General features: G+C 69.6%; 28 protein-coding genes and 1 pseudogene. 14 read left to right on the top strand and 15 right to left on the bottom strand.

Annotation, left to right across the window (positions count from 1 at the left end; all coding sequences use genetic code 11):
- Positions 1-56 precede the first annotated feature (56 nt).
- Positions 57-950 (top strand): DUF7139 domain-containing protein, encoded by an 894-nt coding sequence (locus Q0916_RS01110; RefSeq protein WP_299233183.1) that lies wholly within the window; start codon positions 57-59, stop codon positions 948-950.
- Positions 951-1,042: 92 nt separating this feature from the next.
- On the top strand, positions 1,043-2,062 hold the full coding sequence (locus Q0916_RS01105; protein ID WP_299233181.1) for a hypothetical protein: 1,020 nt from the start codon (positions 1,043-1,045) through the stop codon (positions 2,060-2,062).
- A 10-nt stretch (positions 2,063-2,072) separates the two neighbouring features.
- Here Q0916_RS01105 and Q0916_RS01100 read toward each other — a convergent pair whose 3' ends face one another.
- A complete protein-coding gene (locus tag Q0916_RS01100) occupies positions 2,073-2,495 on the bottom strand; it encodes a hypothetical protein (protein WP_299233178.1) in 423 nt (140 codons plus the stop codon).
- A gap of 108 nt (positions 2,496-2,603) precedes the next feature.
- Between Q0916_RS01100 and Q0916_RS01095 the strand changes: the two genes are divergently transcribed.
- On the top strand, positions 2,604-3,239 hold the full coding sequence (locus Q0916_RS01095; protein ID WP_299233175.1) for an METTL5 family protein: 636 nt from the start codon (positions 2,604-2,606) through the stop codon (positions 3,237-3,239).
- Between the two features lie 12 nt (positions 3,240-3,251).
- On the opposite strand, the gene Q0916_RS01090 is transcribed toward Q0916_RS01095, so the two are convergent.
- Entirely contained in the window at positions 3,252-4,889 is a 1,638-nt protein-coding gene (locus tag Q0916_RS01090; protein ID WP_299233172.1) for a rhomboid family intramembrane serine protease, read from the bottom strand.
- Positions 4,890-4,965: 76 nt separating this feature from the next.
- Positions 4,966-6,048 (bottom strand): phosphotransferase family protein, encoded by a 1,083-nt coding sequence (locus tag Q0916_RS01085; protein ID WP_299233169.1) that lies wholly within the window; start codon positions 6,046-6,048, stop codon positions 4,966-4,968.
- Between the two features lie 210 nt (positions 6,049-6,258).
- Here Q0916_RS01085 and uppS point away from each other — a divergent pair, with 210 nt between their 5' ends.
- Positions 6,259-7,188, top strand: a complete 930-nt coding sequence (gene uppS / locus Q0916_RS01080) for a polyprenyl diphosphate synthase (RefSeq protein ID WP_299233166.1) — start codon at positions 6,259-6,261, stop codon at positions 7,186-7,188.
- Between the two features lie 39 nt (positions 7,189-7,227).
- Here the strand turns inward: uppS and Q0916_RS01075 are convergent, their stop codons facing one another.
- A complete protein-coding gene (locus Q0916_RS01075; protein WP_299233163.1) occupies positions 7,228-7,836 on the bottom strand; it encodes an undecaprenyl diphosphate synthase family protein in 609 nt (202 codons plus the stop codon).
- 83 nt (positions 7,837-7,919) lie between these two features.
- On the opposite strand from Q0916_RS01075, the gene Q0916_RS01070 reads away from it, so the two are divergent.
- Complete coding sequence (locus Q0916_RS01070; RefSeq protein WP_299233161.1) at positions 7,920-9,242, top strand: DUF92 domain-containing protein; 1,323 nt, start codon at positions 7,920-7,922, stop codon at positions 9,240-9,242.
- Positions 9,239-9,640, top strand: a complete 402-nt coding sequence (locus Q0916_RS01065) for a GNAT family N-acetyltransferase (protein WP_299233157.1) — start codon at positions 9,239-9,241, stop codon at positions 9,638-9,640. The genes Q0916_RS01070 and Q0916_RS01065 overlap by 4 nt, the downstream gene beginning before the upstream one ends.
- Here Q0916_RS01065 and dnaG read toward each other — a convergent pair.
- The gene (gene dnaG / locus Q0916_RS01060) at positions 9,617-11,014 is read right to left on the bottom strand and encodes a DNA primase DnaG (protein ID WP_299233154.1); all 1,398 of its coding nucleotides are present in this window, start codon (positions 11,012-11,014) and stop codon (positions 9,617-9,619) included. The two genes, Q0916_RS01065 and dnaG, sit on opposite strands and share 24 nt — an antisense overlap.
- Before the next feature lie 192 nt (positions 11,015-11,206).
- Positions 11,207-11,887 (bottom strand): HAD family hydrolase, encoded by a 681-nt coding sequence (locus tag Q0916_RS01055; RefSeq protein ID WP_299233151.1) that lies wholly within the window; start codon positions 11,885-11,887, stop codon positions 11,207-11,209.
- A 212-nt stretch (positions 11,888-12,099) separates the two neighbouring features.
- Between Q0916_RS01055 and Q0916_RS01050 the strand changes: the two genes are divergently transcribed.
- A complete protein-coding gene (locus Q0916_RS01050) occupies positions 12,100-12,876 on the top strand; it encodes an SDR family NAD(P)-dependent oxidoreductase (RefSeq protein ID WP_299233148.1) in 777 nt (258 codons plus the stop codon).
- Positions 12,877-12,883: 7 nt separating this feature from the next.
- Positions 12,884-13,885, top strand: a complete 1,002-nt coding sequence (locus Q0916_RS01045; protein WP_299233145.1) for a TIGR04024 family LLM class F420-dependent oxidoreductase — start codon at positions 12,884-12,886, stop codon at positions 13,883-13,885.
- Between the two features lie 289 nt (positions 13,886-14,174).
- Here Q0916_RS01045 and Q0916_RS01040 read toward each other — a convergent pair whose 3' ends face one another.
- The 3 genes and pseudogenes from Q0916_RS01040 to Q0916_RS01030 all read right to left on the bottom strand — a co-directional run.
- Entirely contained in the window at positions 14,175-15,359 is a 1,185-nt protein-coding gene (locus tag Q0916_RS01040) for a CaiB/BaiF CoA transferase family protein (RefSeq protein WP_299233142.1), read from the bottom strand.
- Between the two features lie 80 nt (positions 15,360-15,439).
- Entirely contained in the window at positions 15,440-15,916 is a 477-nt protein-coding gene (locus Q0916_RS01035) for a redoxin domain-containing protein (protein ID WP_299233139.1), read from the bottom strand.
- 141 nt (positions 15,917-16,057) lie between these two features.
- Positions 16,058-16,306: pseudogene (locus Q0916_RS01030) on the bottom strand (hypothetical protein); the annotation flags it as partial.
- Between the two features lie 86 nt (positions 16,307-16,392).
- Between Q0916_RS01030 and Q0916_RS01025 the strand changes: the two are divergent.
- Positions 16,393-16,668 (top strand): glutaredoxin family protein, encoded by a 276-nt coding sequence (locus Q0916_RS01025; protein WP_299233134.1) that lies wholly within the window; start codon positions 16,393-16,395, stop codon positions 16,666-16,668.
- A gap of 47 nt (positions 16,669-16,715) precedes the next feature.
- On the opposite strand, the gene Q0916_RS01020 is transcribed toward Q0916_RS01025, so the two are convergent.
- Both Q0916_RS01020 and Q0916_RS01015 read right to left on the bottom strand, forming a co-directional pair.
- A complete protein-coding gene (locus tag Q0916_RS01020) occupies positions 16,716-17,117 on the bottom strand; it encodes a cupin domain-containing protein (protein ID WP_299233132.1) in 402 nt (133 codons plus the stop codon).
- 66 nt (positions 17,118-17,183) lie between these two features.
- The gene (locus Q0916_RS01015) at positions 17,184-17,945 is read right to left on the bottom strand and encodes an SIR2 family NAD-dependent protein deacylase (protein ID WP_299233129.1); all 762 of its coding nucleotides are present in this window, start codon (positions 17,943-17,945) and stop codon (positions 17,184-17,186) included.
- A gap of 160 nt (positions 17,946-18,105) precedes the next feature.
- Between Q0916_RS01015 and Q0916_RS01010 the strand changes: the two genes are divergently transcribed.
- The 3 genes from Q0916_RS01010 (at position 18,106) to Q0916_RS01000 (ending at position 20,144) form a co-directional block, all read left to right on the top strand.
- On the top strand, positions 18,106-18,777 hold the full coding sequence (locus Q0916_RS01010; protein WP_299233126.1) for a metal-dependent transcriptional regulator: 672 nt from the start codon (positions 18,106-18,108) through the stop codon (positions 18,775-18,777).
- A 72-nt stretch (positions 18,778-18,849) separates the two neighbouring features.
- Positions 18,850-19,512, top strand: a complete 663-nt coding sequence (locus Q0916_RS01005) for a hypothetical protein (RefSeq protein WP_299233123.1) — start codon at positions 18,850-18,852, stop codon at positions 19,510-19,512.
- Positions 19,509-20,144, top strand: coding sequence for a hypothetical protein (locus tag Q0916_RS01000; protein ID WP_299233121.1), 636 nt, complete (start codon positions 19,509-19,511; stop codon positions 20,142-20,144). The genes Q0916_RS01005 and Q0916_RS01000 overlap by 4 nt, the downstream gene beginning before the upstream one ends.
- Positions 20,145-20,218: 74 nt before the next feature.
- On the opposite strand, the gene Q0916_RS00995 is transcribed toward Q0916_RS01000, so the two are convergent.
- The gene (locus Q0916_RS00995; protein WP_299233118.1) at positions 20,219-20,857 is read right to left on the bottom strand and encodes a DUF6517 family protein; all 639 of its coding nucleotides are present in this window, start codon (positions 20,855-20,857) and stop codon (positions 20,219-20,221) included.
- A 142-nt stretch (positions 20,858-20,999) separates the two neighbouring features.
- Here Q0916_RS00995 and Q0916_RS00990 point away from each other — a divergent pair, with 142 nt between their 5' ends.
- Positions 21,000-22,016 carry a TIGR04024 family LLM class F420-dependent oxidoreductase gene (locus Q0916_RS00990; protein ID WP_299233115.1) on the top strand — a complete coding sequence of 339 codons (1,017 nt, stop codon included), beginning with the start codon at positions 21,000-21,002 and terminating at the stop codon, positions 22,014-22,016.
- Between the two features lie 6 nt (positions 22,017-22,022).
- Here Q0916_RS00990 and Q0916_RS00985 read toward each other — a convergent pair whose 3' ends face one another.
- Positions 22,023-22,406, bottom strand: coding sequence for a hypothetical protein (locus tag Q0916_RS00985; RefSeq protein WP_299233112.1), 384 nt, complete (start codon positions 22,404-22,406; stop codon positions 22,023-22,025).
- 92 nt (positions 22,407-22,498) lie between these two features.
- Here Q0916_RS00985 and Q0916_RS00980 point away from each other — a divergent pair, with 92 nt between their 5' ends.
- Positions 22,499-23,143, top strand: a complete 645-nt coding sequence (locus Q0916_RS00980) for a non-canonical purine NTP pyrophosphatase (protein ID WP_299233109.1) — start codon at positions 22,499-22,501, stop codon at positions 23,141-23,143.
- A 5-nt stretch (positions 23,144-23,148) separates the two neighbouring features.
- Here Q0916_RS00980 and Q0916_RS00975 read toward each other — a convergent pair whose 3' ends face one another.
- Both Q0916_RS00975 and Q0916_RS00970 read right to left on the bottom strand, forming a co-directional pair.
- On the bottom strand, positions 23,149-23,631 hold the full coding sequence (locus tag Q0916_RS00975) for a DUF7384 family protein (protein ID WP_299233106.1): 483 nt from the start codon (positions 23,629-23,631) through the stop codon (positions 23,149-23,151).
- Between the two features lie 325 nt (positions 23,632-23,956).
- On the bottom strand, positions 23,957-24,610 hold the full coding sequence (locus Q0916_RS00970; RefSeq protein WP_299233104.1) for a potassium channel family protein: 654 nt from the start codon (positions 24,608-24,610) through the stop codon (positions 23,957-23,959).
- Positions 24,611-24,634: the final 24 nt, after the last annotated feature.

Below are 24,634 nucleotides of genomic sequence, written 5' to 3'. Positions count from 1 at the left end.
GCGTCGGGCCGTCCGAGGCCAAACAATCATAGGGTCTCGCGCGAAACGGCCGGTAAATGGCACCCTCCGACACCGTCGACGGGGACCGACTCGTCGAGTTCTACCGGGCGTACCTTGGGGAGCCGGACCGACGGACCGACGTGTACCTCGGCTTCGCGCTGTTTTTCGTCGGCCTCGGTCTCGGGCTGCTCGGGCTGGCGCTTTTCATCATCGAGCGGGCGGCGCTTGGCGGTCTCGTCTTCTGGGTCCGACAGATCGCCTTCGCGATCGGCGCCCTCGGGCTCCCCGTGGTGCTCGTCGCCGTCGTCGTGTTGCTCCCGGCGGATCGGCGCTCGCTGTACGCCGCCTCGGGCGGCCTCGTGATCGTCGTCGGCGCGATCGCGTTTTTCCTGTCGGTGTATCCCTCGAACTGGAACTACGGGACGCCCGACTACAGCCTCCATGGGGTCACCGTCTACGCCGTCGGCCTCGTGACCGTCCTCTCGGCGACGGCGGCCGCGCTCGTCAGCTACCACGTCGAGCGGGCCGGCACCGGCACCGAAAGCGGCTCTGAGGCCGCCGGGTCGGACCCAAGCGGGGGCTCGACGGACGACCCCGCGGTGACCGACGCCCAGATCGAGTCGGACATCGACGAGGCGATGTCAGGGACGGAGATCTCCTGGGGCGGCGTCGAGCGCGTCGACACCGAGCGCCTCCGGATCACGCCGGACGAGGAGCTAGAGGGCGAGTCCCTCGATCAGTCCTCCGCGAAGGTCCACCGCTCGTCGGGCATCGACGAGCAGCTGTCGGCGCTTTCGGGGCTGCAGGGCGGCGAACAGCGGACCGACAGCGGAGGCGGGGTCGACGACCAGGCGGCGGCGCTCAAAGAGCTCCGCGAACAGAAGAAACGGGAGGCCGAACAGGAGGAGTCGGCGGGCGTACTCGACCGGCTCAAGTCCTATTTTAACTGATCCGCGGCCGCGGTTCGGCCGGTGTGCCTTTCGGTCGCACACGGACGCGATCGGGGAGTAGTTTTAATAGCGCACCAGCGCCGAGTTCAGGTATGGCCCGCGGCATTGACGTCGGAACGATGAACATCGTTTCGGCCAAACAGGACGACAGCGAGACGGTCTTCGTATCACAGCGGAACTCCTTCGTGGAGATCGAGTACAGCGACATGGCCGAGCGGATGCTCAGCCGCTCGGACGTCCTCCACATCCGGAAGGACGACAACGTCTACGTCGTCGGCGACGACGCGTTGAACTTCGCGAACATCTTCAACGAGGAGACCCGACGACCGATGAAACACGGGATCCTCTCCTCGGAGGAGAAATCGGCGATCCCGATGATCAAACTCATCCTCGAGCAGGTGATCGGCGAGCCCGACCGGCCGAACGAGCGGGTGTACTTCTCGACGCCGGCGGACCCGATCGACTCGGATCTCTCGACGCTGTACCACCAGAAGACCCTCGAGTCGTTCCTCGGCGACATCGGCTACGACCCCGAGCCGATAAACGAGGGGATGGCCGTCATCTACTCCGAGTTGGCCGACCACAACTTCACCGGGCTGGGCATCTCCTTCGGGGCCGGGATGACGAACGTCTGTCTGTCGTACTACGCGGTCCCGGTGATGACCTTCTCCGTCGCCCGCGGCGGCGATTGGATCGACGAACAGACCGCAACGGCGACCGGCGAGACGGTCGATAAGGTGACCTCGATCAAGGAGGAGGACTTCCGGCTGGACTTCACGACGGACGCCGGCGGGGTCGAGGGCGCGCTGTCGATCTACTACGACAACCTGCTCGATTACGTCATCGAGAACGTCGCCCGCGAGGTCAACGAGGAGGACGTCGAGGAGGGCCTCGACGTCCCGGTCGTCGTCACCGGCGGCACCGCGAGCCCGCCCGGCTTCGAGAAGCTCTTCGAGGACCGCCTCGAGAACGCCGACATCCCGTTTTCGATCAGCGACGTCCGGAAGGCCAACGAGCCGCTGTACAGCGTCGCCCGCGGCGCGCTCGTCGCGTCCAGAACCGAGGAGGACGACGCGGCGGAGGCCCAGGCCGCAACAGAGGCCGAGGACTGACCGGGGGCGCTCACCCGCCGTCCGAGTGGACCGCGAGGTGCCCGTACAGTTGCGCCCGCTCGTCGAACGCCCGCCCGCAGATGTCACAGACGACCCGACCGCCGCCGTCGGCCGCCCGCAGCGCCGCGGCGAGCGCCGGATCGGGGTCGGTCACGCGGACGACGGTCGGTTCGGGGGCGGCGTCCCGGCGCTCGGGGCGGGGCTCGAGGACGACGGACAGCGAGGGGTCCTCGTCGACCGTCTCGACGGTCACCGAGGCGATAGCGGCGGTGTCGGGGGCGTTCGACACCGCCTCGGCCCACGTCTCGGTTCGCTGGGCGTCGTCGCGGTGATCGACCGGGACGCCGACGTACCCGCACTCGCCGCAGGTGACGGCGCTCCGGTCCCCGAGGGCGTACCGTTCGAGGGGGCTGTCACACCGGGGACACTCCATGTCTCGGCGTTGCGCACGGGCCGAAAAGAAGCTATGGCCCCGCCGCCCCCGTCGTGATTCCCCGCGGTTATACGCGGATTTATACGTATGCGTCCGAAATATGAAACGATGAGTGGTGCGACGCGACGGCGACTGGCACAGGAACTCGCAGTCGTGGCGGGCTTCGAGGACCCCCGCGCGCCGTTGGAGCAGTACCACACCCCGCCGGATCTCGCCGCGCACATCGTCCACGTCGCCGACCTGCAGGCCGACATCGAGGGGCGAACGGTGCTCGATCTCGGCTGCGGCACCGGGATGCTCGCGCTCGGGGCGGCCCTCCGCGGCCCCGACCGGGTCGTCGGCCTCGACGTCGACCCCGCGCCGCTTTCGACCGCCGCCGAGAACGAGCGCCGCGTCGGCGCGATAACGGACGTCTCGTGGGTCAGAGGCGACGCGACGGCAGCCCCGTTCGCGCCGAAAGAGCGGGCGACGGTGCTCATGAACCCCCCGTTCGGCGCACAGTCCGGCAACGAGGGGGCCGACCGGGGCTTTCTCGAGACCGCGAGCCGGATCGCCTCGGTCTCGTACTCAGTTCACAACGCCGGCAGCGAGTCGTTCGTGGAGTCGTTCGCGGCCGACAACGGGGGCACGGTCACCCACAGTTTCGCAGCCGAGTTCGACCTCCCGAGGCAGTTCGACCACCACACGGCCGAGCGCCGATCGATCGACACCGAGGTCTTCCGCATCGAGTGGCGCGCCGAGTAAACGCGGCGAGACTCACCGCGCCCGCTGTGCGATCCGGACGCGCGTCCCGTCGCGTTCGGCGAAGACGCTGCGCTTTTCGCGGACGAACGCGATGTCGCCGGCCGTCGCCGTCCGGTTGCCGCCCGGCAGGGCCGCCCGACCGATCGTCTCGTTGTGTTGCGAAACGACGACCTCGAAGCCCTCCCCGGCCGGCGCGATGGAGACGTTCCGCCCGTCGAGGACGGCGTCCGCCTCGGCGGGGTCGGCCCGAAAGACGACGGGCCGCGTCTCCGCCGTTGCTCTGCCCAGCCGAACGTGGTACGTCGCGTTTCCGCCGGCGACGTTCCACGTCGTCCGGTTGGCCCTGACGCCCTCGTTCCACGTCGCCCCGCCCAGACGGACCGTGGCCGCCCCCTGGGAGGCGAGCCGCCGCGCCGAGACCTCCTCCCACCAGATGTTCCGCCGCTCGGAGACGACGATCACGCCGCTCGCGCCGATCCGGTTTGCCGTCCGGTTTCGGTCGCCGGGGACCGGCAGCGCCGGCACGAACCGGTTGTCGACGTCCTCGACGTACGCGACGGTGTAGTCGCCGACGGCGACGGTGTCGGCCCCCTCGAGGCCGGCCTCGGGGTCCTCGACGGCGTAGAGGTTCAGCGGGACGGCGACGAGCGCGATCGACAGGGTCAACGCGACGAGGAGCCCGTAGGCCGCCTCCCGCCGGGAGAGATCGATCCCGGACAGCAGACTCCGGGGGGTCGCCGTCGCGCCGCCGGCGATCAGCGCGGCCAACACGAAGACGCACGCCATCCCGAGCGCCCGGAACAGCCGGAACGTCTCGGATCCCTCCGGGAGGTAGATCGCCCACAGCCCCCGATCGACCGCGAAGGCGAGCGCGGCGATCCAGACGTGTTCGGGTCTTGGGCGCACGCCGCGGCGGTATAACAGCGCGACCCCCGCCGCGACCCCGACGAGCAGCCCGAGGGCGTGCCCCTGGATCGCGATCCCGGCCCACCACGGCGTCGAGAACGTCTCGGTGGCGGTCCGGCGGAGTTCCGGCGTCCGGAGCGCGCCGTACAGCCCCGTGAGGATCCCTGTCGAGAGCGCGGCGACGACGGTCGCGATGGGGAACCGGACGAGCGAGAACCCGACGAACGCGAAGACGACGCCGGAAAAGCCGATGACCGGGCCGAGCCCGAAAAGCGAGGTTCCGACACCGACGGCCGCGATCGCGCCGACCCAGACGGCGATCCGGACGAACGGGTACGAGAGCCGCGAGGGGGGGCCGCCGCGGTCGCGCTCCGGGAAGTGACTCCAGGCGTACTCCGCGAGGGACCCAAAGACGAGCGTCGAGAGGAGGTTGCTCGTGACGTGGCCGAGCCCCGAGTGGGCGAACCCGGCGGTGAGCATGCCGAGGGGGTACAGGTAGCTGTAGGCCCGAAACGGGAGTTCGATCGGGTTTCGGGGGTTCGAGAGGCCGTCCTGGACGAACAGATAGAAGCACGCGACGAGACAGACGGCCAGGAGCGTCCCCCACGGAACGCCGAGGTACAGCCGCTTTCGGAGCGTCCGCGTCCACCGGCCGACCGGTCGGGCGAGGTAGAACACGACGCCGAGCGAGACGGCGACGCCCGCGCCGAGCGTACCGTACCAGACCGCGACCGGCAGGTCCATGCCCGTGTTTCGTGGCGAGAACGCAAATAAACCGCCGGTCGGACCGCCGCGAGCCTACGCCGGCGGGTCCGAGCCCCTACAGCGTCATCTCGCCGTCGATGATGCGAAGCGCCTGTTCGGCCAGCGCCGGGACGCCGGTCTCCATCTCCGGGTACATCGGGTCCGCGGAGTTGCCCTCGAGGTACCGCCGGAAGAACATCTCGCCGAGCCCGGCGAGCTTGTACGTCGCCAGCACCCAGTAGAACGTCGCGTTCTCGAAGCTGAAGCCGGTCCGGCGCTCGTAGCGATCAACGAGCTCCCGCCTGCTCGGGTACCCCTCGCGCGTGAGGAACGTCTGTGCGAGCGAGGGCGTCGGCGCCTCGGGGTCTTTCGGCTCGCGCCAATAGGAGAGCAGCCAGCCGAGATCGGTGAAGGGGTCGCCGAGCGTCGACATCTCCCAATCGAAGATCGCCGCGATCTCCGGGTCGTCGCCGGGGCCGAACATGACGTTGTCGAGTTTGTAATCGCCGTGAACGAGCGTGTCGGGGTACTCGTCGTCGTCGGGGACGTTCTCCGAGAGCCACTCCATCACCTCGTAGAGCGCCTCGACCTCGCGCTCCTCGGCGGTGACCTCAAAGGCCCACATCAGCTGTTCGGACCACCGATCGACCTGCCGTTCGGTGAACCCCGGCGGGTAGCCGAAGTCGCCGGCTTCGAGCCCGACGGCCTCGTAGTCGACCGCGTGGATCTCGGCGAGTCGGTCGACGGCCTCGTATCCGATCCGCTCGCGGGCGGCGGGGGTGTTGAACCGCTCTGGCTCCTCGTCCCGCAGGACGTCGCCCTCCTGTCGCTCCATCGCGTAGAAGTCGCTCCCGATGACCGAGTGGTCGTCGCAGGAACACACCGTCGTCGGAACTCTGACGGCCGTCCCCTGGAGCGCGTCGATGACCCGGTACTCCCTGAGCACGTCGTGGGCGTTTTCGGCGATGTCGCCCGGCGGCGGCCGCCGGACGACGAGTTCTCTGTCCCCCCACGTGACGAAAAGCGTCTCGTTCGAGTGGCCCTCCTGGTGGTGTCGAACCTCGTAGGCGTCGACCGGACCGAGTTCGGCGGTCAGGTACGCGCCGAGCGAGTCCGTGTCGACGATCCGTTCGAAGTACTCGGCGTCGGTCCCTGTCATGGGATACCACTGACGGCCGTCACTAACATCGTAAGCGAGACTGCGAGAGCCTCGGTCAAATATCTGCCGGACCGCTCCGTGAGGTCGGTTTTCAGCCGGTTCGAGGGGCCGACGTGGCGGATAGTTAACAATGTTGTTCCGCGGTCGCTCGGTCCCTCGGCCGGCCGTCGAAAGCAACACTCATAGGTCCGGCGCGCGTCGTTTCGGGCGATGCGAGGTCGTCTCCGGAACGCCTTCCGGCGGCTCTACGGGCGGCTCTTGGAGCGTGAGGTGTCGGGCGTCCCCACCCACGTCGCGGTGATACAGGACGGCAACCGCCGGTACGCCGAAGAGCAGGGCGACGAGGCGACGGCGGGTCACCGCGCCGGCGCGGACACGACCGAACGGGTCTTAGAGTGGTGTGCCGACCTCGGCGTCGAGGAGCTGACGCTGTACGCCTTCTCGACGGAGAACTTCGAGCGCCCGCCCGACGAGCGGGAGGCGCTGTTCGATCTCATCGCCGAGAAGCTCCGGGGCTTCGCCGATCGCTCGGAGGTCCACGAGCGAAACGTCCGGATCCGCGCCATCGGCGAGACCCATCGTCTCCCCGAGCGGGTCAGAGAGGCGATCCGGTACGCCGAGGAGCGAACCGAGGGGTACGACGGCCTGTATCTCAACGTCGCGTTGGCGTACGGCGGCCGCGCGGAGCTTCTGGGCGTCGCCCGGGCGATCGCGTCGGAGGCCGCCGCCGGCGCGATCGCCCCCGAGGACGTGACCGTCGAGGAGATCGAAAGCCGGCTGACCGTCGGGCCCTCGCGAGCCGTCGACCTCATCATCCGGACCGGCGGCGCCGAGCGGACCTCGAACTTCCTCCCGTGGCACGCCAGCGGCAACGAGGCCGCCGTGTACTTCTGTGCGCCCTACTGGCCGGAGTTCTCCCGGATCGACTTCCTGCGGGCGATACGGACGTACGAATCGCGGCGCGAATCGTGGCGACGGACGCGCGCACAGCGGGCTGCGGCGCTCGTCGGGGCCGTGAGCGACGTCGAACTCACCGAAGCAAAGCGGATCGTCGGGCAGTTCCGCGGGACCGTTCCGAACGTCGACGGCGAGGACGATACGGTCGAAGGCCGCGAGGAGAGCGGCTCCTCGGCCGGGTGAGCGCCGCGGTCGACCGGGTGCGGGCGGTCCCGGCGTCGGTCACCGCCCGAAGCGCCGCTGTCGCTCCTGGAACTCCCTGATCGCGCGCAGGAAGTCCCGCCGCCGGAAGTCCCGCCAGTTGACATCGGTGAAGTACAGCTCAGAGTACACCGACTGCCAGATGAGAAAGTCCGAGAGCCGCTCGGCGCCGGTCTTGATGATGAGATCCGGCGACGACTTGAACACGAGCCGCCGTTCGATCTCCGCCTCGTCGACGTCGACCGGGTCGAGTTCGCCCGCCGCCGCCGCGGTCGCGATCCGCTCGACGGCCGCGGCGAACTCCCGGCGACCGCCGAGCCCGATGCTGATCTGTACCGGGGTCTCGACGCCCGCGTCGTCGCCGGGCCCCCGCACGGCGACCCGCCTGGGGCTGTCGAGCTCCGAGAGCGCGTTGCGAAGCGTCGGGACGGCGGCCTCATCGAGGACGCTGACGTAGATCATCACGGTGTCGACGCCGACGTCGAACGCCCAGCGCAGAAACGACGACAGCGTTCCGTACGCGCCCTGCTCGAGGAGATCGTGCTCGGTGATGACGAGCGCGATCCGCTCGGGGACGGCCCCCCGGCTCAGGCCGACGCGCGCGGCGAGGTACCGATCGTACAGACCCACGGACGGTGCTTCGTCTCCGGGGGCCTGAACGTGTCGGTCCCACCTTCGGGAAGGTTAAGTGGTCGACGGAGGAATCTCGGCTCGTGAACGCCGACACGACGCGGGCTATCGGATACCTCCTCGTCGGGAGCCTCGCGTTTTTCGCCCCGCTTCTCACCGGACGGGTCGGCGGGATCGCGGCCGACGTCGGCGTCGTCGCCCCGTTCGCGCTGGTGGCCATCGTCGCCTTCGTCTCCCGGGACGGCACGGTGTTCGAGTTTCTGGCCAGCGCCGCCGACCGCGAGGAGGGCCGCCTGTACGATCTCCTCTCCTTTGCGCTCGGCGCCACGGCGCTTGCGCTGTGTTTCGTCGGGTTCGCGTTCCCGCTAACGGCCTTCCTCGCGCCGATCTTCGTCCTGACCGTCGGGGATCTCGCGCGGACGCTCGCGCGACCGTGGACGCGAACGCCGGTCGCCGGAGCCGCCGTCTTCACCGTCTCCGGAACCGTCGGCGGCAGCGCCGCGGTCGCGCTCGCCGGCGTCGTCGGCGGAGCCGTCCCGGGCGTGCCTCTCGTCGCGTTCGTGGCCGCGAGCGGGGCCGTCCTCGGCGCGCTCATCAGGTCGGCGCTGTTCCGGCGGGACGACTCGCTCGTCCTGCTCGCGAGCGCGCTCGTCGTCTGGTTTCTCCTCGAGATCGGCGTCGCCCCGACGGCCGAACGGATGGCCGTCGGGCTCGCCGTCACGGTGGCGCTTGGTTACGTCGCCTACGCCCTCGGGACCGCCTCCGTCACCGGCGTTCTGACCGGCGTGTTGCTCGCGCTGTTCGCGGTCGTCCTGGGCGGGTACGGCTGGTTCGTCCTGCTGGTGACGTTTTTCGGCCTCGGCGGGTTAGCCTCGAAGTACCGCTACGACGAGAAGCTCGACCGGGGCATCGCCCAGGAGAACGACGGGGCGCGCGGCGGCGGCAACGTCCTCGCAAACTCCGCCGTCGCCCTCGTCGCCGTGGTCGCCTATGCGGCCTCGAGTCGCGTCGGAGTCGACCCGTTGGTCTTTCAGTTCGTCTTCAGCGGGGCCGTCGCCGCGGCGCTCGCCGACACGTTCTCCAGCGAGTTCGGCGGGCTCTTCGATTCGCCCCGGCTGATAACGACGCTCGAACCGGTCGCCGCGGGGACCGACGGCGGCGTGACGTGGCAGGGCGCGATCGCCGGGGCCATCGGAGCCTCGATCATCGCCCTCCTCGGGGCGCTGTTTTTCGCCTTCGACGGTGCCGCCACCGCCGCCGTCGTCCTCGCGGGCTTTTTCGGCATGCTGTTCGACAGCGTCCTCGGGGCGACCCTCGAGGGCGAACGCGTCGGGAACCAAGGCGTCAACCTGCTGGCGACGCTCGCCGCCGGACTCGCCGCCGGCGTGTTCGCCGTGGCGCTGTGATCCGACCGATCGAGCGGCGCGACGTCCCCGTCGTCGGGTCGCTCCAGGAGCGTCTGCCCTACGCCGACCCCGAGGTCGTCGAGGCCGCCCTCGAGGGTCCCTTCTACGGGTTCGTCGCCGTCGAGGGCCGCCCCGTCGGGTACGCGATCGCGCTGCCCGGGCGACCGGCGACGCTCTCGGAACTCGTCGTCGATCCGGCGCATCGTCGCCGCGGGCACGGGCGTGCGCTCGTCGAACGCGTCTTCGCGGCGACGGGGCCGCCGCTTTCGGTGTCGACGCCCGTGGGAAACGAGGCCGCAACGCGGCTGTACGCCGAAACCGGGTTCGCCGTCGAGGGCGTCGTCGCCGGGTTCTACGCGGACGGAACGGACGCGTTACGCCTCGTTCGGCGCGAGTAGCTGTTCTGCGGTCCTGATTCGGACGCTCGTGGGGCGCTTGACGAACTGCCCCGTCGAGGCGGCGACGACCTGATCGACGCCGCGCTGGGCGGCGAGATCGAGGAGTCGCTGATCGAGTTCGCCGTCGACGACGAGCGCCATCGGGGCGGTCTCGCTGTCCGCGAGGAGATCGAACGCCTCCGTCGCCGCCGCCTCGGTGAGGGTCCCGAACGCCTCGTCCAGGAGTCGGGCGCGCCCGGAGCCCTCGCCGACGACCGCCCGGACGTGGCCGCGCAGCGTGGCCGGTTCGTCCGCGCTCCCGTCCCTATCCGCGTCCCCGTCCGTGTCTGCATCGACCGCCGCCGGCTCCCCGTCGGCCGGCGCGTCCGTCTCCGGGTCGGCCCCGTCCCGTTTTTCCGAGCCGTCCCCGGCGTTCTCCCCGGAGTCCGGTGTCGGCTCCGTCGGTCCGTTCGCGGCCGCCTCTTCGGAGCCGTTTTCGACGGCGGCGTCCGCGGTCGTCCCGTTCGTCGCCTCCCCGCCGAGCGCGTCGTCGGGGGGGTCGCTCCCGCTCTGTGGCGACTCCCGGCCGGTCTCGCCGACCCGCTCGTAGGGGACCTTCTCTCTGAGCGCCTTCGTGACCTCGCGGCGCGAGAGGTCCTCGACGGAGCGGCCCTCGGGCGCGAAGGCGACGTAGTCGATGTCGCCGACCTGTGCGAGTTCGCGGCGGATGAGCTCGCCGCCGCGGTCGCCGTCCAGAAACGCCGTGACGGTCCGGGAGTGGGTCAACTCGGCGACGGCCTCCGGGACGTTCGTCCCCTCGACGCCGATGGCGTTCGTGATCCCACAGCGCAACAGCGTGAGCACGTCGGCGCGACCCTCGACGACGACGACGGCGTCCGAACCGGCGACCCCCGGTCCCGCCGGGAGCCCCTCGAAGTCGGTGATGTCCTCGACACGAAGGGACTCTCTGACCTCCTCGACGAGGTCGCGGCTGGAACGCATCGGCTCGCCGAAGCCCTCTCGGAGCAGCGCCTTGGCCCGCTCGACGACCTCGCGTCGCTTTGCGGCCCGGACGTCCTCGATGTCCCTGATCTCGATCGTCGACCGACAGGGGCCGACGCGGTCGATCGTCTCGAGGGCCGCGCCGAGGATGGCTGTCTCGACCCGATCGAGGCTCGTCGCGATCGTGATCCGGCCGAACGACTGGCCGTTCTCGGAGTCGATCTCGACGTCGATCCGGCCGACCTTCGAGGCGTCCTGTAGCTCCCGGAGGTCCAACTCGTCGCCGAGAAGGCCCTCGGTCTGCCCGAAGACCGCCCCGACGACGTCCGAGCGCTCGACGATACCGTCGGCTGTGATGTCCGCGTGGACGAGGTATTTGGCTGTGTCTCGCATTGGTGAACTGCCCGTCGCCGGGCGGTGGTGGTGATGGTGATGGGTTCGGCGGCGGCGATCGGCCGCGCCGCCGGTGGCGTTTTAAATACCGCCGGTCGCACTGATAAATGATGCGGCGCGCCGGAGAGCCCAACCCCGCCGGCGACGCGGCGCGCTCCCGTCGGCTCGCACAGCCGGTCAGGGTCGAACGTCTCAGTGATCGACGCCGACGATACCGAGCACCTCCCGGAGGCCGTCGATCTCGTGGTCCGTCTCCGGGCCGTGGGCGTCCGGTCCGTACCCAACCGTCTCGATCCCGAGGGCGGCCGCCCCGACGACGTCGTGGTCGTACCGGTCGCCGATCATGAGCGCCTCGGAGGGGTCGGCGTCCATCGCCGCGAGCGCGTCCCGGAACATCCGCTCGTCGGGCTTCGTGAACCCGATCGCCTCGGACGTCGTGACGTGCTCGAAGCGGCTCCGGACCCCCAGAGCGCCGAGCATCCGCTCGGCTTCGGGCGTGTCGATGTCCGAGACGATCGCCAGCCCGACCCCCGACTCTGAGAGCGCCTCGATCGTCCCGAGAGCGCCGTCCTCCGGCCGGAGCGCGGCCTCGACGGCCGCCTCAAGCTCGGACTCCCACCCCTCCGGCGGATCGCCGTCGAAAAGCGACGCCGTCGCCTTCCGGTAGCCTACACGGGCGAGGCGGTAGCGATCGCCCTCCCGCGCGCGGAAGTGATCGCCGAGCGTCGACTTCCACCGCTCGAACGCGTCGTCGTCGAGCCCGTGGGTCGCGGCGAGTTCCCCGACGAACTCGGCGTACCCCGCGCGGATCGACGCGAGATCGACGATGACGCCGCCGATGTCGAAAAGCACCGTCCGGGGCGCGTCGGTCATGCGCCGACCCGGAAGCGCGCGGCGGTTCCGTGTGCGTTCATACCACGGGAGATCCCTCGGCGGGCTATAAGTCTTCGTTTCGCGCTGTGCCGCCTCGGGTTACCAATGTTCGTGTTAGCCGTCCCGTACTTACCTTTATTAATGCGGCCGCGGTAGCTCGGGGCGTACATGCGAGCCACAGACGCGAGCGTCGGACCGACGCGTGACCGCGGATGGTAGCGCGCTTCTCGGTCGAGGGACAGACGGCCGTCGTCACCGGATCGAGCCAGGGCATCGGCGCGGTGACCGCAAAACAGTTCGCCGCCGAGGGCGCGAACGTCGTCGTCACCTCGCGGTCGCCCGAGGAGATCGACGCGGTCGCGGCCGAGATAAACGACAGCGACCGCCCGGGGGAGGCGATCGCCGTCGAGTGCGACGTCCGCGACCGGGAGGCGGTCGACGCGCTCCTCGAGGCGACCGTCGAGGAGTTCGGCCGGATCGACGCGATGATCAACAACGCCGGGGCGTCGTTCATGGCGGAGTTCGACGAGATCTCGGAGAACGGATGGAAGACCATCGTCGACATCAATCTCCACGGGACCTTTCATTGCTCACAGCTCGCCGGCCAGCGGATGCAACGCCAGGACGGCGGCGGGACGATTATCAACTTCGCGTCGATCGCGGGGACGATGGGCTCGAAGTACATGAGCCACTACGGGGCCGCGAAGGCGGCCGTCGTCAACCTGACGACATCGCTGTCGGCGGCGTACGCCGACCACGACATCCGGGTGAACTGCGTCGCGCCGGGGCTCGTCGGCACCGAGGGCGTCGCCTCACAGATGGGGATCGACCCCGCCGACGTCGACCGATCCGAGGTCGCAAAGGAGATGGGCCTGCCGGCGGAGATCGCCGACATCGTACAGTTCCTCGCGAGCGACGCCTCCTCGTACGTCGTGGGCGAAACCATAACCGCACAGGGCGTCCCGCCGCTGGAAGACGCCCTGCCGTGAGCCGTCGATGACCGATCGGGACGTCTTCCTTCCGGTCGCGGCACAGCCCGGCGTCGACGCGCTCGTCGAGCAGGCCGAACTCGGCGAGGAGCTCGGCTACGACACCGCGTGGCTCCCCGAGACCTGGGGCCGAAACGCCGTCGGAACGCTGAGTTGCATCGCCGAGGGGACCGACGGGATCGGGATCGGGACGTCGATCATGCCGGTGTACTCCCGATCGCCGGCGCTCATCGGACAGACCGCGGCGACGCTACAGGAGATCTCCGGGGGCCGCTTCCGGTTGGGCCTCGGGCCCTCGGGGCCGATCGTCATCGAGAACTGGCACGGCGTCGAGTTCGGGAATCCGCTGCGGCGGACCCGCGAGACGGTCGAGATCGTCACGGAGGTCCTCTCGGGGGAGACGGTCGACTACGACGGCGAGTACTTCGACCTCGAGGGGTTCCGGCTGCGGTGTGATCCGCCGGACCCCGCGCCGCCGGTCGAGGCCGCCGGCATGGGGCCGAAGGCGGTCGAGTTGGCCGGCCGGTTCGCCGACGGGTGGCACGCCCTGCTGTTCACGCGGGCGGGGCTTCGGGACCGCCTCGCCGACTTCGATCGCGGCTCGGAGATGGGCGGTCGGGACCGTTCGAACCAGCGCGTCACCCTCTCCGTGACCTGTTGTGCCCTCGCGGACGCCGAGGCGGCGAGACGGCTCGTCAAACAGCACACGGCGTTTTATATCGGCGGGATGGGGACGTTCTACCGCGACAACCTGGCCCGTCAGGGCCACGAATCGGTCGCAAACGCCGTCTACGACGCCTGGCAGGACGGCGACACGGACGCGGCGATGGACGCGCTGCCCGAGGAACTGCTCGAGCGGATCGCGGTGTGGGGAACGCCCGAGCGGGCCCGCGAGCGTCTGGCGGCGTTCGCCGACATCGACGGCGTCGACGCGGTCGCGGTCTCGTTTCCGAGGGGCGCCGACGCCGATCAGATCGAATCGACGGTGCGTGCACTCGCACCGGCCTGACTCGGATTCGCCCCGCTCCCAGTTCGCCGTCGCTGTTCGCCCTCTACCTGCTTCCCTCGGTTTTCCGCCCGACGGTTTATGTACTCGGACGAGGCCAGCGTGCGTGTGCGCTGATACGATCGCCGACGGGCCGTCGAGGCGGGAGCGAGGCGGGCGGTCTCTCGGTCCGCGCGCCCGTGTGACCCGCGGTCCGTCGACGCGTCCGGTCACCTGCTCGGTGCGTCCACCGAGACACGTCGCCGCGGCAACGCAGCGGCTCGGCTCCGTCGGCCCTCTGTCGGATCGCGGCTCACGCGATCGTCCCCTCGGCGTATAATCGGTCGATCCGCTCCTCGTCGATGCCGGCGTCCCGGAGGATCTCCTCTGTGTGTTGACCCTGGGCCGGAACGTCCGGACGCCCGGACCCTCGCTCCGGTGAGCGGCCGGGCACGTCGGAGCCACACAGCGGGAGACCGACGCGGGGCGATCCGTCCCTCGGGCGGTCGACGTAGCCTCTGGCCTCGATCTGTGGGTGCTCGAGCGCTTCCTGAGGCGTGTAGACGCCCCCGACGGCGGCGTCTACCCCCGAGAGCGTCTCGACCCACTCGTCCCGCGTCCGTCGGGCGAAGATCCCTTCGAGTTCCTCGCGGAGGGCGGCCCGCTCGGCGGGGTCGTCGGTCATGTGGCTGTCGGCCAGTTCCGGGCGATCGACCGCCGAACAGAACGCCTCGAAGAACTTCGGTTCGAGTGCCCCGAGGGTCACGTAGCCGTCCTTCGCCTCGTACACGTCGTACCACGGGTAGCCGCCGACGAGCGGCTGCTCGCCAGGTCGGGGGTTCGCGCCGCGAAGCGCCTGCGGCGCAATGGCCTGTGAGAACGAAACGACGGCGTCGGTCATCCCCACGTCGATGTACTCCCCGCCGCTGTTGCCCAACTCCCGCGAGAGGAGCGCCGAGCAGACGGCGTACGCCGCGAACAGTCCGCCGGCCAGATCGGCGATCTGATACCCCGGCACGCGCGGCGCCTCGTCGGCGTTGGTCCGCGTCATGTCGAGGAGGCCCGCCAGGCCGATGTAGTTGATGTCGTGTCCGACCCGGTCTGCGTACGGCCCGTTCTGTCCGTAGCCGGTGAGCGAGCAGTACACGATGTCCTCGCGGTGCTCCGAGACGGCCTCGTAGTCGACGCCGAGCCGCTCTGTCACGCCGGGCCGGAAGCTCTCGATGAGCACGTCCGCCTCCCGGAGCACCGACCGAAACGCGTCGGTTCCGGCGGGCGTTTTCAGATCGATCGCGAGGCTCCGTTTCCCCCGGTTGACGGCGTCGAACACCGCCCCGATCCCGTCCTCCGTGAGCGGCGGCATCTCCCGCGCGTAGTCGCCGGCCCCGGTGTCCTCGATCTTGATCACGTCCGCGCCCGAATCGGCGAGCAACTGCGTGGCGTACGGGCCGGGGAGCAACCGTGTGAGATCGAGCACGCGAATCCCGTCGAGGCGCATACGCCCGGGTCACGCGGGGCCGACATAACGTTGGCGTCGGGTCGGCGCCGCCGACGGGCGGGCGAAACGCGATCGGGCGGTCACAACCCCCCGACGGCGGCCTCGATCTCTTCGTGAGGGACCGGGGAGATCCACTCGTCCGTCTCCCAGACGTGTCGTACGGTCGCCTCGCTGTCGAGAACGACGACGGCGCGGCGCGGCGTCTCCGTCCCCGCCATCCCGTCGCGCTCGACGAGGAGATCGTACGCGGCGGCGACATCGCCGTTGAGGTCCGAAAAGATCGAAAACGGGCTGTCGAGCCGCCTGAGAAACTCGTTGATCGAGTACGGCCCGTCCCGAACGACGCCGTACACCGGGGCCTCGTCGAACGCGTCCCACCCGTAGGCCTCGTACCGCGTCCACCAGTTCTGCGCGATCGCGGAGAACACGAACCCGTCAAACACGAGAACGCCGCCGCGCTCTCCGAGCGCCGACGCGAGCGAGCGCGACCGGAACGTCTCGCCGTCACAAAGCAGCGCTTCGAACGCCGGGGCGGCGTCGCCGATGGCGGGTCTCATACCGGTATCTCCGGCGCGTCCCACTTAGTTGCGCGGCCCGCCGAACGGTTCGGGGTCGGGATCAGGGTTAGATACGGACCTCCTCGGGTGGTCGCGTCGCTACTCGCGTCGCCCGAGCGCCTGCCCGGCGGCCGTCGTGCCGTGTCGAACGAAGGAGAGATAGAACGCCCGCCCGCAGCCGTCGGCCTCGGGGTCCCGCGTCGAGCCGTCCTCCCCGCAGACGAACCGCACGCCGTCGGCGTCGTCGGCGCCGTAGTCCTCCCGTGCCGACACGTAGTTCCACCCCTCGAGGGGGTACGGCGTCACCGACTTGTCGTCGAGATACCCCTCCCGCTGGAGTTCGACAACCGTCTCACAGTGCGGACAGTAGTACGTAACCGGATGGCTCATGACTACCGGTTGGGCGCACTGCGGTATGGGCGTATCGCTCGGGGCCTAAGCGTCGGGTTTTTGCGCTTCGGTCCGTAGACACGCGTATGTCCGTCACGCTGTATCGCCTGGAAGGGTGTCCGTTCTGTGAGTTCGTCGTCGACGCGCTGAGTGACCTCGGGATCGACTTCGACAGCGTCTGGGTCGAGGGGCTCCACTCGAAGCGCGACGCCGTCAAAGAGGTCACCGGCCAGCGGCAGGTCCCCGCGCTCGTCGATGACTCTCACGGCGTCTCGATGAGCGAGTCGGCGCGAATCACCGAGTACCTCCGGACGACCTACGGCGACGCCGACTCGCCCGCCGACGTCGAGATCAGCTTCTAACCAGAGCCGGGAGACGAGAGCAGAGAGCCGCGAGCCCCGCGCCCGGCTCACTCCTCGAGACTGTGGGGGTCTATCCCCGGATCGTCGACCGACGGCGCGCCGAACGAGAGCACGACGCCCCGCTCGTCGCCGACGTTTCTGTGCCCGTGGCCGATCTCCGGGCCGGCGGCCCAGAACGTCCCCGGGCCCGCCTCGACGAGTTCCTCCTCGCCGGACCGGCCGAGTTTCAGCGAGAACTCGCCCTCGAGAACGAAGTACAGCTCCTCCTGTTCGCTGTGGGCGTGGTACTGGATCTCCTCGCCCGGCTCGAAGTACCACACCGTTGCGCGCATCTCGGAGAGCCCGAGTTGCCGTCCGACGGGTTTGATATCGAGGTCCGGCGGCACGCTGTCGGTCTCCGAGAGGTCGGTGATCGACACGTCGTCGAGGTCGACTACGTCGTACTCCATCGTGGGTGCCCCGAGAAGGGCTGTGAACAAAAAGCTACGCGTGGCCCGCCGACCAGCGGTCGTCGATCAGCGGTCGTCGATGACGGCCTCGGCGAGCGACGGGAGCACGTCGGTCACGTCGGCGCGGAAGTCGTACTCGGCCCGCCCGGAGAGGTCGGTCCGCTCTAAGTTGACGATGACGAGCGTGCCGCCGCGATCGATCGCATACCACGGCAGCGAAGCGGCCGGTTCGACGGTCAGCGACGACCCGATCGCGAGGAACGCGTCGGCGTCTCTGGCCTCCGATTGCGCCCGCAACAGCGCCGCCTTCGGCAGCGCCTCGCCGAACAGCACCACGTCGGGTTTCAGGACGCCGCCGCAGCGCCGACAGGTCGGCGGGATCTCGCCGTCCTCGACGCGTCCGATGACGCGGTCGATACCGGAGCGGCTCCCGCAGTCGGTACAGACCGTCCGCGTCCCGTTGCCGTGGATCTCGAGGGGCGCTTCGCTCCCGGCGGCCTGATGGAGGCCGTCGACGTTCTGCGTGATGAGCGTATCGAGGTGTCCCGCCGCCTCGAGGTCGGCGAGCGCCCGGTGTGCGGCGTTGGGTTCGACGCCGTCGCCGAAGAGATCGCGAAGCAACGCGACGCGTTCGCGCCAAAACCCCTCCGGGTCGGCCCGGAACCGGGAGACGTGAAAGTCCTCGGGGTCGTACTCGGTCCAGAGGCCGTCCGCGGAGCGGAAATCCGGGATGCCGGACGCGGTCGAGACCCCCGCTCCGGTCAGTGCGACCACCGAGTCGGCGTCGCTGATCGCCCCGGCCGCAAAGGAAAGTTCCCTGCCGTCCATACCCGATCTGTGGGCGGGCGGCACAAAAATCACCGCGACGCGGGGGCGGTTACGTCCCGAGGTCGGGCTCCCGGTGGACTCGCCGAGTTCCGAGCCCCGAGTACCGTACGACGAGCGCCCGACAAAAACACTATCCCGACCGACCGCGTACCGCTCGGTAATGTTGAGCGCCGTCATGGAGGACTACATCAAGGCGATATACGCCATCGGGAACGACACCGGCGACCGCGTCGGGACCTCCGAGTTGGCGGAGCACCTGGACGTGACCTCCCCGACGGTCTCCAGTATGGTACAGAAACTCGAAGCGCAGGGCCTCGTCGACCGCGAGGAGTACCGGGGGGTGACCCTCACCGAGGAGGGCACCGTCGTCGCCCTGGAGATCCTCCGGCACCACCGCCTGCTGGAGTCGTTTCTCACGGAGCAACTCGACTACGACTGGGCGGACGTCCACGAGGAGGCCGACCGCTTAGAACACCACGTCTCCGAGGAGCTGGCCGAGCGGATCGCGGAGGTCCTCGACAACCCCGGCGTCGACCCCCACGGCGACCCGATCCCCGACGCCGATCTGAAGCTCCCCGAGGCGGAGGCGACGAACCGCCTCGCGGACACCGCCGAGGGCGACCGCGCGGTCGTCAGGCGGATCCGCCACCAGGGCGACGAGGAGCTCAGATACCTCTCCGACGCCGGCATCGAGCCGGGCGTCGAGATCGAGGTCGTCGAGGTCGCACCCTTCGGTCTGGTGACGGTCCGCACCGGCGACGACGAACAGAGCCTCCCCGAGGAGATCGCCCGCCGCATCGAGATCGCACCGGCGACCGAGGCCGAGCCCTGAATCGGAACCCGAACTGAGGGGCCGTCGAGCGCGGTGAGGGGTTTATTTTCCTCAGCATCTTACTGCCGGTAGATGTCACCGGAGAAGCGACCGTCCGAGACCGAGGCGTCCGAACAGCCCGAGGACCGCCTCGCGGCGCTGCTCCGGAGCGGGCGGGTGAACGCGCTCGTCTCGTGGCTCTTCGTCGGCGTGCTCGGGTTGGTCCTTTTCAACAGCCTGCTCGATGTCGACCTGCTTTGGATCCTGTTCGTGGCGGTCACCGGCGCGATCGTTCTGCTGCCCCCGCTTGCCTACCGGGAGTGGCGGATGATGCTCCCGTGGGAGGTGCTGGTGGTGGCGTTGTTGCCGATCCTCGTCCGCGGGCTCTTCGGCGGGGAGTTGGGGACCTTCGCGTACTACCTCTCGGTGGCCGGACTGGCGCTCGTCGTCACCGTCGAGCTACACACCTTCGGCAACGTCCGGATGACCCACTGGTTCGCCGTCGTGTTCGTCGCGATGACGACGATGGCGTCGGCGGCCGCCTGGACGGTCGTCCGCTGGAACGCCGACGCCCTGCTCGGGACGCGCTTTCTCTCCGAACCGGGAACGGGACAGATGGAGGCGAACGCGGCGTTGATGATCGAGTTCGTCTGGGTCACCCTGGCCGGTATCGCCGCCGGCGTGCTCTTCGACGCGTACTTCAAGCGCCGGGGGCGCGAACTCCGCCGCCGGGTCCGGGGGCTGATCCGGCGGTGAACCTGCTCGTTCGCCCCTCTCAGCGGACCCAACGGCGGCTCACGCGGGGCCTACAGCTCGCGTTGATCGGGATCGCCGTCTACGGGGTCGTCTACACTGAGCCGAAGGCCATCGCCAACGGGAGCATCTCGCTTCTCATCACGATGGTCCCGGCGCTGCTAGAGCGGAACTACCGCGTGCCGCTCGACCCGTGGCTCGGGCTGTGGATCACGCTCGCGGTCGTGTTGCACACGCTCGGGTCCGCCGGCCTCTACGCGCAGTTCGGCTGGTGGGACAGCCTGACGCACGCGATGTCGGCGTCGCTCGTCGCCGGCGTCGGCTACACGTTCGCCCGCGGCGTCGACCTCCACAGCGACCGGGTCAGGCTCCCGAAGCAGTTCTTTTTCGTGTACGTCCTCGTCGTCGTGCTCGCCTTCGCCGTCTTCTGGGAGCTGTTCGAGTTCGGGCTGGACCTCCTCGCCGAGGAGACCGGCGTGACGATGCCGCTCGCGCAGTTCGGCCTCGACGACACGGTCAAGGACCTGATGTTCAACTTCCTCGGGGCGGTCCTCGTTGCCGTCTTCGGGCAGGTGCACCTTTCGGGCGTCGTCGAGCGGATCCTCGAGGAGCGTCTCGCCGCCGAACGAGCGTAAGATACGGGGCCTGCGCGGTCGGCTCGCATTCGCACTCGCACGTGCACCCCGGTCGCGGTCGTGGCCGCCGTCTGTCAGGCGATCTCTTCGACGATGCCGCCGACCAGCGCGGCGATGTTGTCCGCCTCCTGTGACTCGAGTTGCACCGGGTAGACGCCCACCGTGACGAGGTGGTCGCTCGTCGTCCGGACGCTTTCGGTGATGTGGACGTTCAGATCGATCGGCACGCCGCCGACCTGTGCCTCCGCCTCGAAGAGCGCCTCCGTCGTCTCCTGGCCCAGCACCGTCGCCTCGCCCTCCGAGACGAGTTCGGCGTTGTTTATCCGGTCGAAGTCGGCCTCGATCATCCCGATGAGCTCCTCGGCGGACATCTCCGCGATCGGGTTGAACTCCCGGCCGACGAGCGTGATCTGCGGCGACGTCAGCACGATGAACGCCGCCGCCCTCGGCGAGCCGATCGGCCCGAGATCGACCGCCTTCTCGTGTTCGGTCAGGTAGTTCGTGACGGTGATGTCCTCCGAGACGGCGTCGACCGTCCGCTCGACGACGAGCTCCTCGACGTTCGTCTGTTCGTACCCGGTTTCCTCGCGCACCGCCTGCTCGACCCCCGCCGGCGACGCCTCGTGTTCGTCCATCCCGATGGCGCCGAGACAGCCGGACACGCCGAGCGCCGCGGCCGCGCCCGCCGTGGCGAGCAGTTTGCGTCGTCTCATACAACCGAGGAGGCCACCGGCGGGTATGTGTCTGTTGGCCGAGACGGCCCGTACGGACCGAGACCCGCCCGAGCCGACGATCGCGGGGGCGCTGCGCGCCGACGGGAGTCGGTTTGATGTGACAGCGCGCTCACCTCCGGGTATGGCACCCATAGTGAGCCGCGACGTCGTGTTACCCGTCGGCCGGTACGACGACCTCTCAGGGCTGTACGCGCTTGCGAACCACGCCGAGGACCGCGGGTACGGGTTCGTGACCGCGGGCGAGACGACGGGGCGGAACGTCCCGATGGTGCTCGCAACGGTCGCAGGCGAGACGGACGCGATCGGGATCACGAACGACGTCGTCTCGCCGTACTCCCGGTCGCCGGCGCTCATCGGCCAGACGGCGGTCACGCTACAGGAGATCTCCGGGGGCCGCTTTCGGCTCCGCATCGGCGCGTCCTCGCCGGCGCTGGCCGAGGACTGGCACGGCCGCTCGTTCGACAGACCCCTCCGTCGCGTCCGCGAGACGATCGAGATCGTCCGGGCGGTCCAGTCCGGCGATCGCGTCTCGTACGACGGGGAGATCTACACGCCGGACGGGCTCGCCTTGGGCTGTCCTCCGCCCGCCGAGTCGGTCCCCGTCGATGTCGCCGCGCTGGGCCCGAAGGCCACCGAGTTGGCAGGGCGGTTCGCCGACGGATGGGTCCCGCAGCTCATCCCGTACGACGGCCTCCTCGATCGGATCGAGGACCTCCGGCGGGGGGCGCAACTCGGCGACCGGAGCGTCGAGGACATCAGGGTCGCCTACACGCTCCGGTGTTGTGCCCTCGAGGACGGCGAGGCGGCCCGGTCGTACGCCCGCTCGCAGGTCGCGTTCATGATCGCGCGCTACGGCCCCTTCTACCGGAAGGCGATCGCCGAGGCCGGCTGGAAGGATGTCACCGAGACGGTCAGATCGACGTGGCTCGACGGCGACAGGGAGGCCGCGATCGCGGCCGTTCCCGACGCGCTGTTGGACGCGGTCGTCGCCGCCGGAACGCCGGCCGACGTCGAGCGCCAACTCGAACGCTTCGCCGACATCGACGCGGTCGACGCGATCCAGGTCGGGTTCTTCGAGGGCATGGACGACGCCGAGCGGCGGCAGACGCTCGACGTCCTCGCGCCCGCCGAGCCGTAGCCGGACCTACGGCCAGATCCCGTCCGAAAGCGTCGCGAGGACCTCCTCGTCGGCGAACGGCGTCTCCCCGTGTCGCACTGCTTCGAGGTCGTCGGTTCCCTCGAGGTACGCGACGAGCTCGTCCCGGTCGGCGTACTCGCACCCGGAGACGCTCCAGGGCGGCCACACCGAGAGGCGTTCGTACCGCCCGCGGCGGTCGTTCCAGCGGGCGTAGACGTCCGCCGTCCCGTCGGTCGCGGCCACGGCGAGGGCGCCGCCGGTGATGCGGGCGGTTTCGACGTAGTCGACGACGGCGGCCGAACCGGTCTCGGTCCGCTCGCCGAAGACGTTCCGGGCCGCCCGGTGATCCGAGTGCTCCAGAAGTACGTCCCGGATCTCGTCGTCCGTCATCGTCGTCACCTTCGGCGCAGATCGAAATAAGCGCCGGGGTCACCCCCGCGGCGTACCGGAGGCTCTTTTCTGATCGGCCACGAACGTCCGGCGTGCTCAGCTACGTCACGACCAACGACGGAAAGGTCCGGGAGGCCGAGTCCTACCTCGGCGAGGGCGTCTCCAGCGTCGACTACGACTACCCCGAGATACAGGCGGACTCGCTCGAACGCGTCGCGGCGCACGGCGCCAGAGACGCCCACCGGCACGTCGGCGGTCCGGTCATCGTCGACGACGCGGGGCTGTACATCGACGGCTTCGAGGGGTTTCCGGGGCCGTACTCGGCGTACGTGGAGAACACCCTCGGCGTCGAGCGCGTCGGGGCGCTCGCAAGAGAGGACGGAGCGACCCGGGCGGCGTTTCGCTGTGTGATCGCCTACTGCGACGGCGAGCCCTTCGACGCCTCCCCGGAGCCCGTCGACACCGGCGACCGGCGGGGTCGGGACACGGCCGCCGCGGCCCGCGGTTCGGCGAGCACCGACGAGACCGTCGCCGACGGCGAGCTTCCGGTAAAGCTCTTTGTGGGGGCCGTCCCCGGGCGGATCGTCGAGCCCCGCGGCGACGGCGGGTTCGGGTACGATCCGATCTTCGAACACGACGGGACGACGTTCGCGGAGATGCGCCCCGAGGAGAAAAACGCCGTCTCACACCGCGGGCGGGCGCTCTCGAAGTTCGCCGAGTGGTTCGTCGACCGGTAGCCGCCTCACGCCCGAGGGTCGCGGTCGGGGCCGGGGTACTCGTCGTCGAAGCGCAACTCGTAGGCCGTCCCGGGGTCGAACACCGAGACGAACGCCTCGGGGGACCTGACGCTTACGTCCATCGCCGCGCGGAGTTCGGCGCCCGCGGCCGCGCCCGTCAACCGCTCGTCGAGCGAGACGACGTGGGGCGCCTCGCCGCGGTAGGCGGCCGCAAGCGCCGGGTGATCCGTCTCCGGCTGTTCGACGACCGTCGCCAGCGGGTCGATCGCCTCGCGCCACTCGGCCGCGAGCGATCGGTCGGCCACCGTACCGATGACGGACTCGGCGTCGGAGAGAAGCGGCTCGGTCGCGACGAGACCGAGCCACGAGTGCGCCCGGACGACGTCGAGCGCCGCGCGCGAGGGGCCGCCGACGAGGACGTCCGCGGCGAGGACGTCGGCGTCCGCGACGATCCGATCGACGTTCGGGAGCGGGTCCTCACCCGTCATCCCGCCGCGCCTCGAGGGCCGTCCGCACCGTTTCGACCGTCGCCCCGTGCTCGGCTCCCCGCTCGAACAGCTCCGCCCACGACATACGTCCCGACAGCCGCCTCGCGAACAAAAAGCCCCGGTCTCGACCGCGGTTCCGGGGTTCTTCTGTCCCCGGCGGCGAACGGCGTCGTCCGCGCGTCTGACGCGGGTTTATGTGGTCGCGCGGCAACGCTTCTGCCGGGCGCGTCAGTGACCTCGGATTCGGATCTCCCCCCGTTTTCCTCGGCCCGCGCGCCCGGGGCATTCTGCCCCTTTTCGGGAGGCCCGGCGGACACGCCCGGAATCACCCGTGGAGCACTGACTTGACGTCATCGAGCGACGTCTGTTCGGCGATCAACGCGAGTCGATCGCCCGCCTTGAGTTCCGTTTTCGGCATCGGGATCGTCATCGGCTCCCGCCGCCGGCCGTGTGCGTACACGCGCGCACGGTCGGGCAACTCGAGTTCCACGACGCGTCGGCCGATGACCGGGGCGCCGTCGGGTATCTCGAGGCTCGTCGCGGTGAGGTGCTCCGTCAGGTCGCCGAGCACGTTCAGATCGCCGCCCAACAGCGCCGTTTTCGCGCCCGCGGCGCCCATCCGCTCGGGGTAGACCACCTCGTCGACGTCGCCGGCGTACGTCTCGTAGATCTCCTCGCGGTAGTCCTCGTCGATCCGGAGCACCGTCCGGCAGTCGTGGTTGTTCGCGACCATGCAGGCCGTGAAGTTGGCGTTCAGATCCGGGGTGAGCGCGGCGAGAGAGTCCGCCGTCTCGACGCCGGCACGCTCCAGGGCGCGCTCGTCCTCGCCGCCGCCCTCGACGGCCTCGTGTCCGTCGGCGCGGGCGTTTTCGACCCGCTGTCTGTCGTTGTCGACGATCACCACGTCGTGTCCCTCCGCCGACGCGATGGCGGCGGTCCGCGCGCCGACGCGACCGTACCCAACGATAACGAATCTCATGCCCGCCGGTACGAAGCGGTGCGG

Origin of the sequence: Natronomonas sp. (genome assembly GCF_028274965.1) — an archaeon.
GTDB lineage: Archaea > Halobacteriota > Halobacteria > Halobacteriales > Haloarculaceae > Natronomonas.
This window is presented reverse-complemented; position numbering and strand designations above follow the sequence as displayed.

Excerpts from the sequence above, each read along its gene's own strand:
- Q0916_RS00990 (WP_299233115.1), top strand. The coding sequence starts at position 21,000 with ATGGCACCCATAGTGAGCCGCGACGTCGTGTTACCCGTCGGCCGGTAC.
- Q0916_RS01110 (WP_299233183.1), top strand. The coding sequence starts at position 57 with ATGGCACCCTCCGACACCGTCGACGGGGACCGACTCGTCGAGTTCTAC.
- Q0916_RS01010 (WP_299233126.1), top strand. The coding sequence starts at position 18,106 with ATGTTGAGCGCCGTCATGGAGGACTACATCAAGGCGATATACGCCATC.
- Q0916_RS01090 (WP_299233172.1), bottom strand. The coding sequence starts at position 4,889 with ATGGACCTGCCGGTCGCGGTCTGGTACGGTACGCTCGGCGCGGGCGTC.
- Q0916_RS01005 (WP_299233123.1), top strand. The coding sequence starts at position 18,850 with ATGTCACCGGAGAAGCGACCGTCCGAGACCGAGGCGTCCGAACAGCCC.
- Q0916_RS01035 (WP_299233139.1), bottom strand. The coding sequence starts at position 15,916 with ATGAGACCCGCCATCGGCGACGCCGCCCCGGCGTTCGAAGCGCTGCTT.
- Q0916_RS01095 (WP_299233175.1), top strand. The coding sequence starts at position 2,604 with ATGAGTGGTGCGACGCGACGGCGACTGGCACAGGAACTCGCAGTCGTG.
- Q0916_RS00985 (WP_299233112.1), bottom strand. The coding sequence starts at position 22,406 with ATGACGGACGACGAGATCCGGGACGTACTTCTGGAGCACTCGGATCAC.
- Q0916_RS01025 (WP_299233134.1), top strand. The coding sequence starts at position 16,393 with ATGTCCGTCACGCTGTATCGCCTGGAAGGGTGTCCGTTCTGTGAGTTC.
- uppS (WP_299233166.1), top strand. The coding sequence starts at position 6,259 with ATGCGAGGTCGTCTCCGGAACGCCTTCCGGCGGCTCTACGGGCGGCTC.
- Q0916_RS01050 (WP_299233148.1), top strand. The coding sequence starts at position 12,100 with ATGGTAGCGCGCTTCTCGGTCGAGGGACAGACGGCCGTCGTCACCGGA.
- Q0916_RS01085 (WP_299233169.1), bottom strand. The coding sequence starts at position 6,048 with ATGACAGGGACCGACGCCGAGTACTTCGAACGGATCGTCGACACGGAC.
- Q0916_RS01045 (WP_299233145.1), top strand. The coding sequence starts at position 12,884 with ATGACCGATCGGGACGTCTTCCTTCCGGTCGCGGCACAGCCCGGCGTC.
- Q0916_RS00995 (WP_299233118.1), bottom strand. The coding sequence starts at position 20,857 with ATGAGACGACGCAAACTGCTCGCCACGGCGGGCGCGGCCGCGGCGCTC.
- Q0916_RS01040 (WP_299233142.1), bottom strand. The coding sequence starts at position 15,359 with ATGCGCCTCGACGGGATTCGCGTGCTCGATCTCACACGGTTGCTCCCC.
- dnaG (WP_299233154.1), bottom strand. The coding sequence starts at position 11,014 with ATGCGAGACACAGCCAAATACCTCGTCCACGCGGACATCACAGCCGAC.
- Q0916_RS01105 (WP_299233181.1), top strand. The coding sequence starts at position 1,043 with ATGGCCCGCGGCATTGACGTCGGAACGATGAACATCGTTTCGGCCAAA.
- Q0916_RS01015 (WP_299233129.1), bottom strand. The coding sequence starts at position 17,945 with ATGGACGGCAGGGAACTTTCCTTTGCGGCCGGGGCGATCAGCGACGCC.
- Q0916_RS00975 (WP_299233106.1), bottom strand. The coding sequence starts at position 23,631 with ATGACGGGTGAGGACCCGCTCCCGAACGTCGATCGGATCGTCGCGGAC.
- Q0916_RS00970 (WP_299233104.1), bottom strand. The coding sequence starts at position 24,610 with ATGAGATTCGTTATCGTTGGGTACGGTCGCGTCGGCGCGCGGACCGCC.
- Q0916_RS01020 (WP_299233132.1), bottom strand. The coding sequence starts at position 17,117 with ATGGAGTACGACGTAGTCGACCTCGACGACGTGTCGATCACCGACCTC.
- Q0916_RS01055 (WP_299233151.1), bottom strand. The coding sequence starts at position 11,887 with ATGACCGACGCGCCCCGGACGGTGCTTTTCGACATCGGCGGCGTCATC.
- Q0916_RS01100 (WP_299233178.1), bottom strand. The coding sequence starts at position 2,495 with ATGGAGTGTCCCCGGTGTGACAGCCCCCTCGAACGGTACGCCCTCGGG.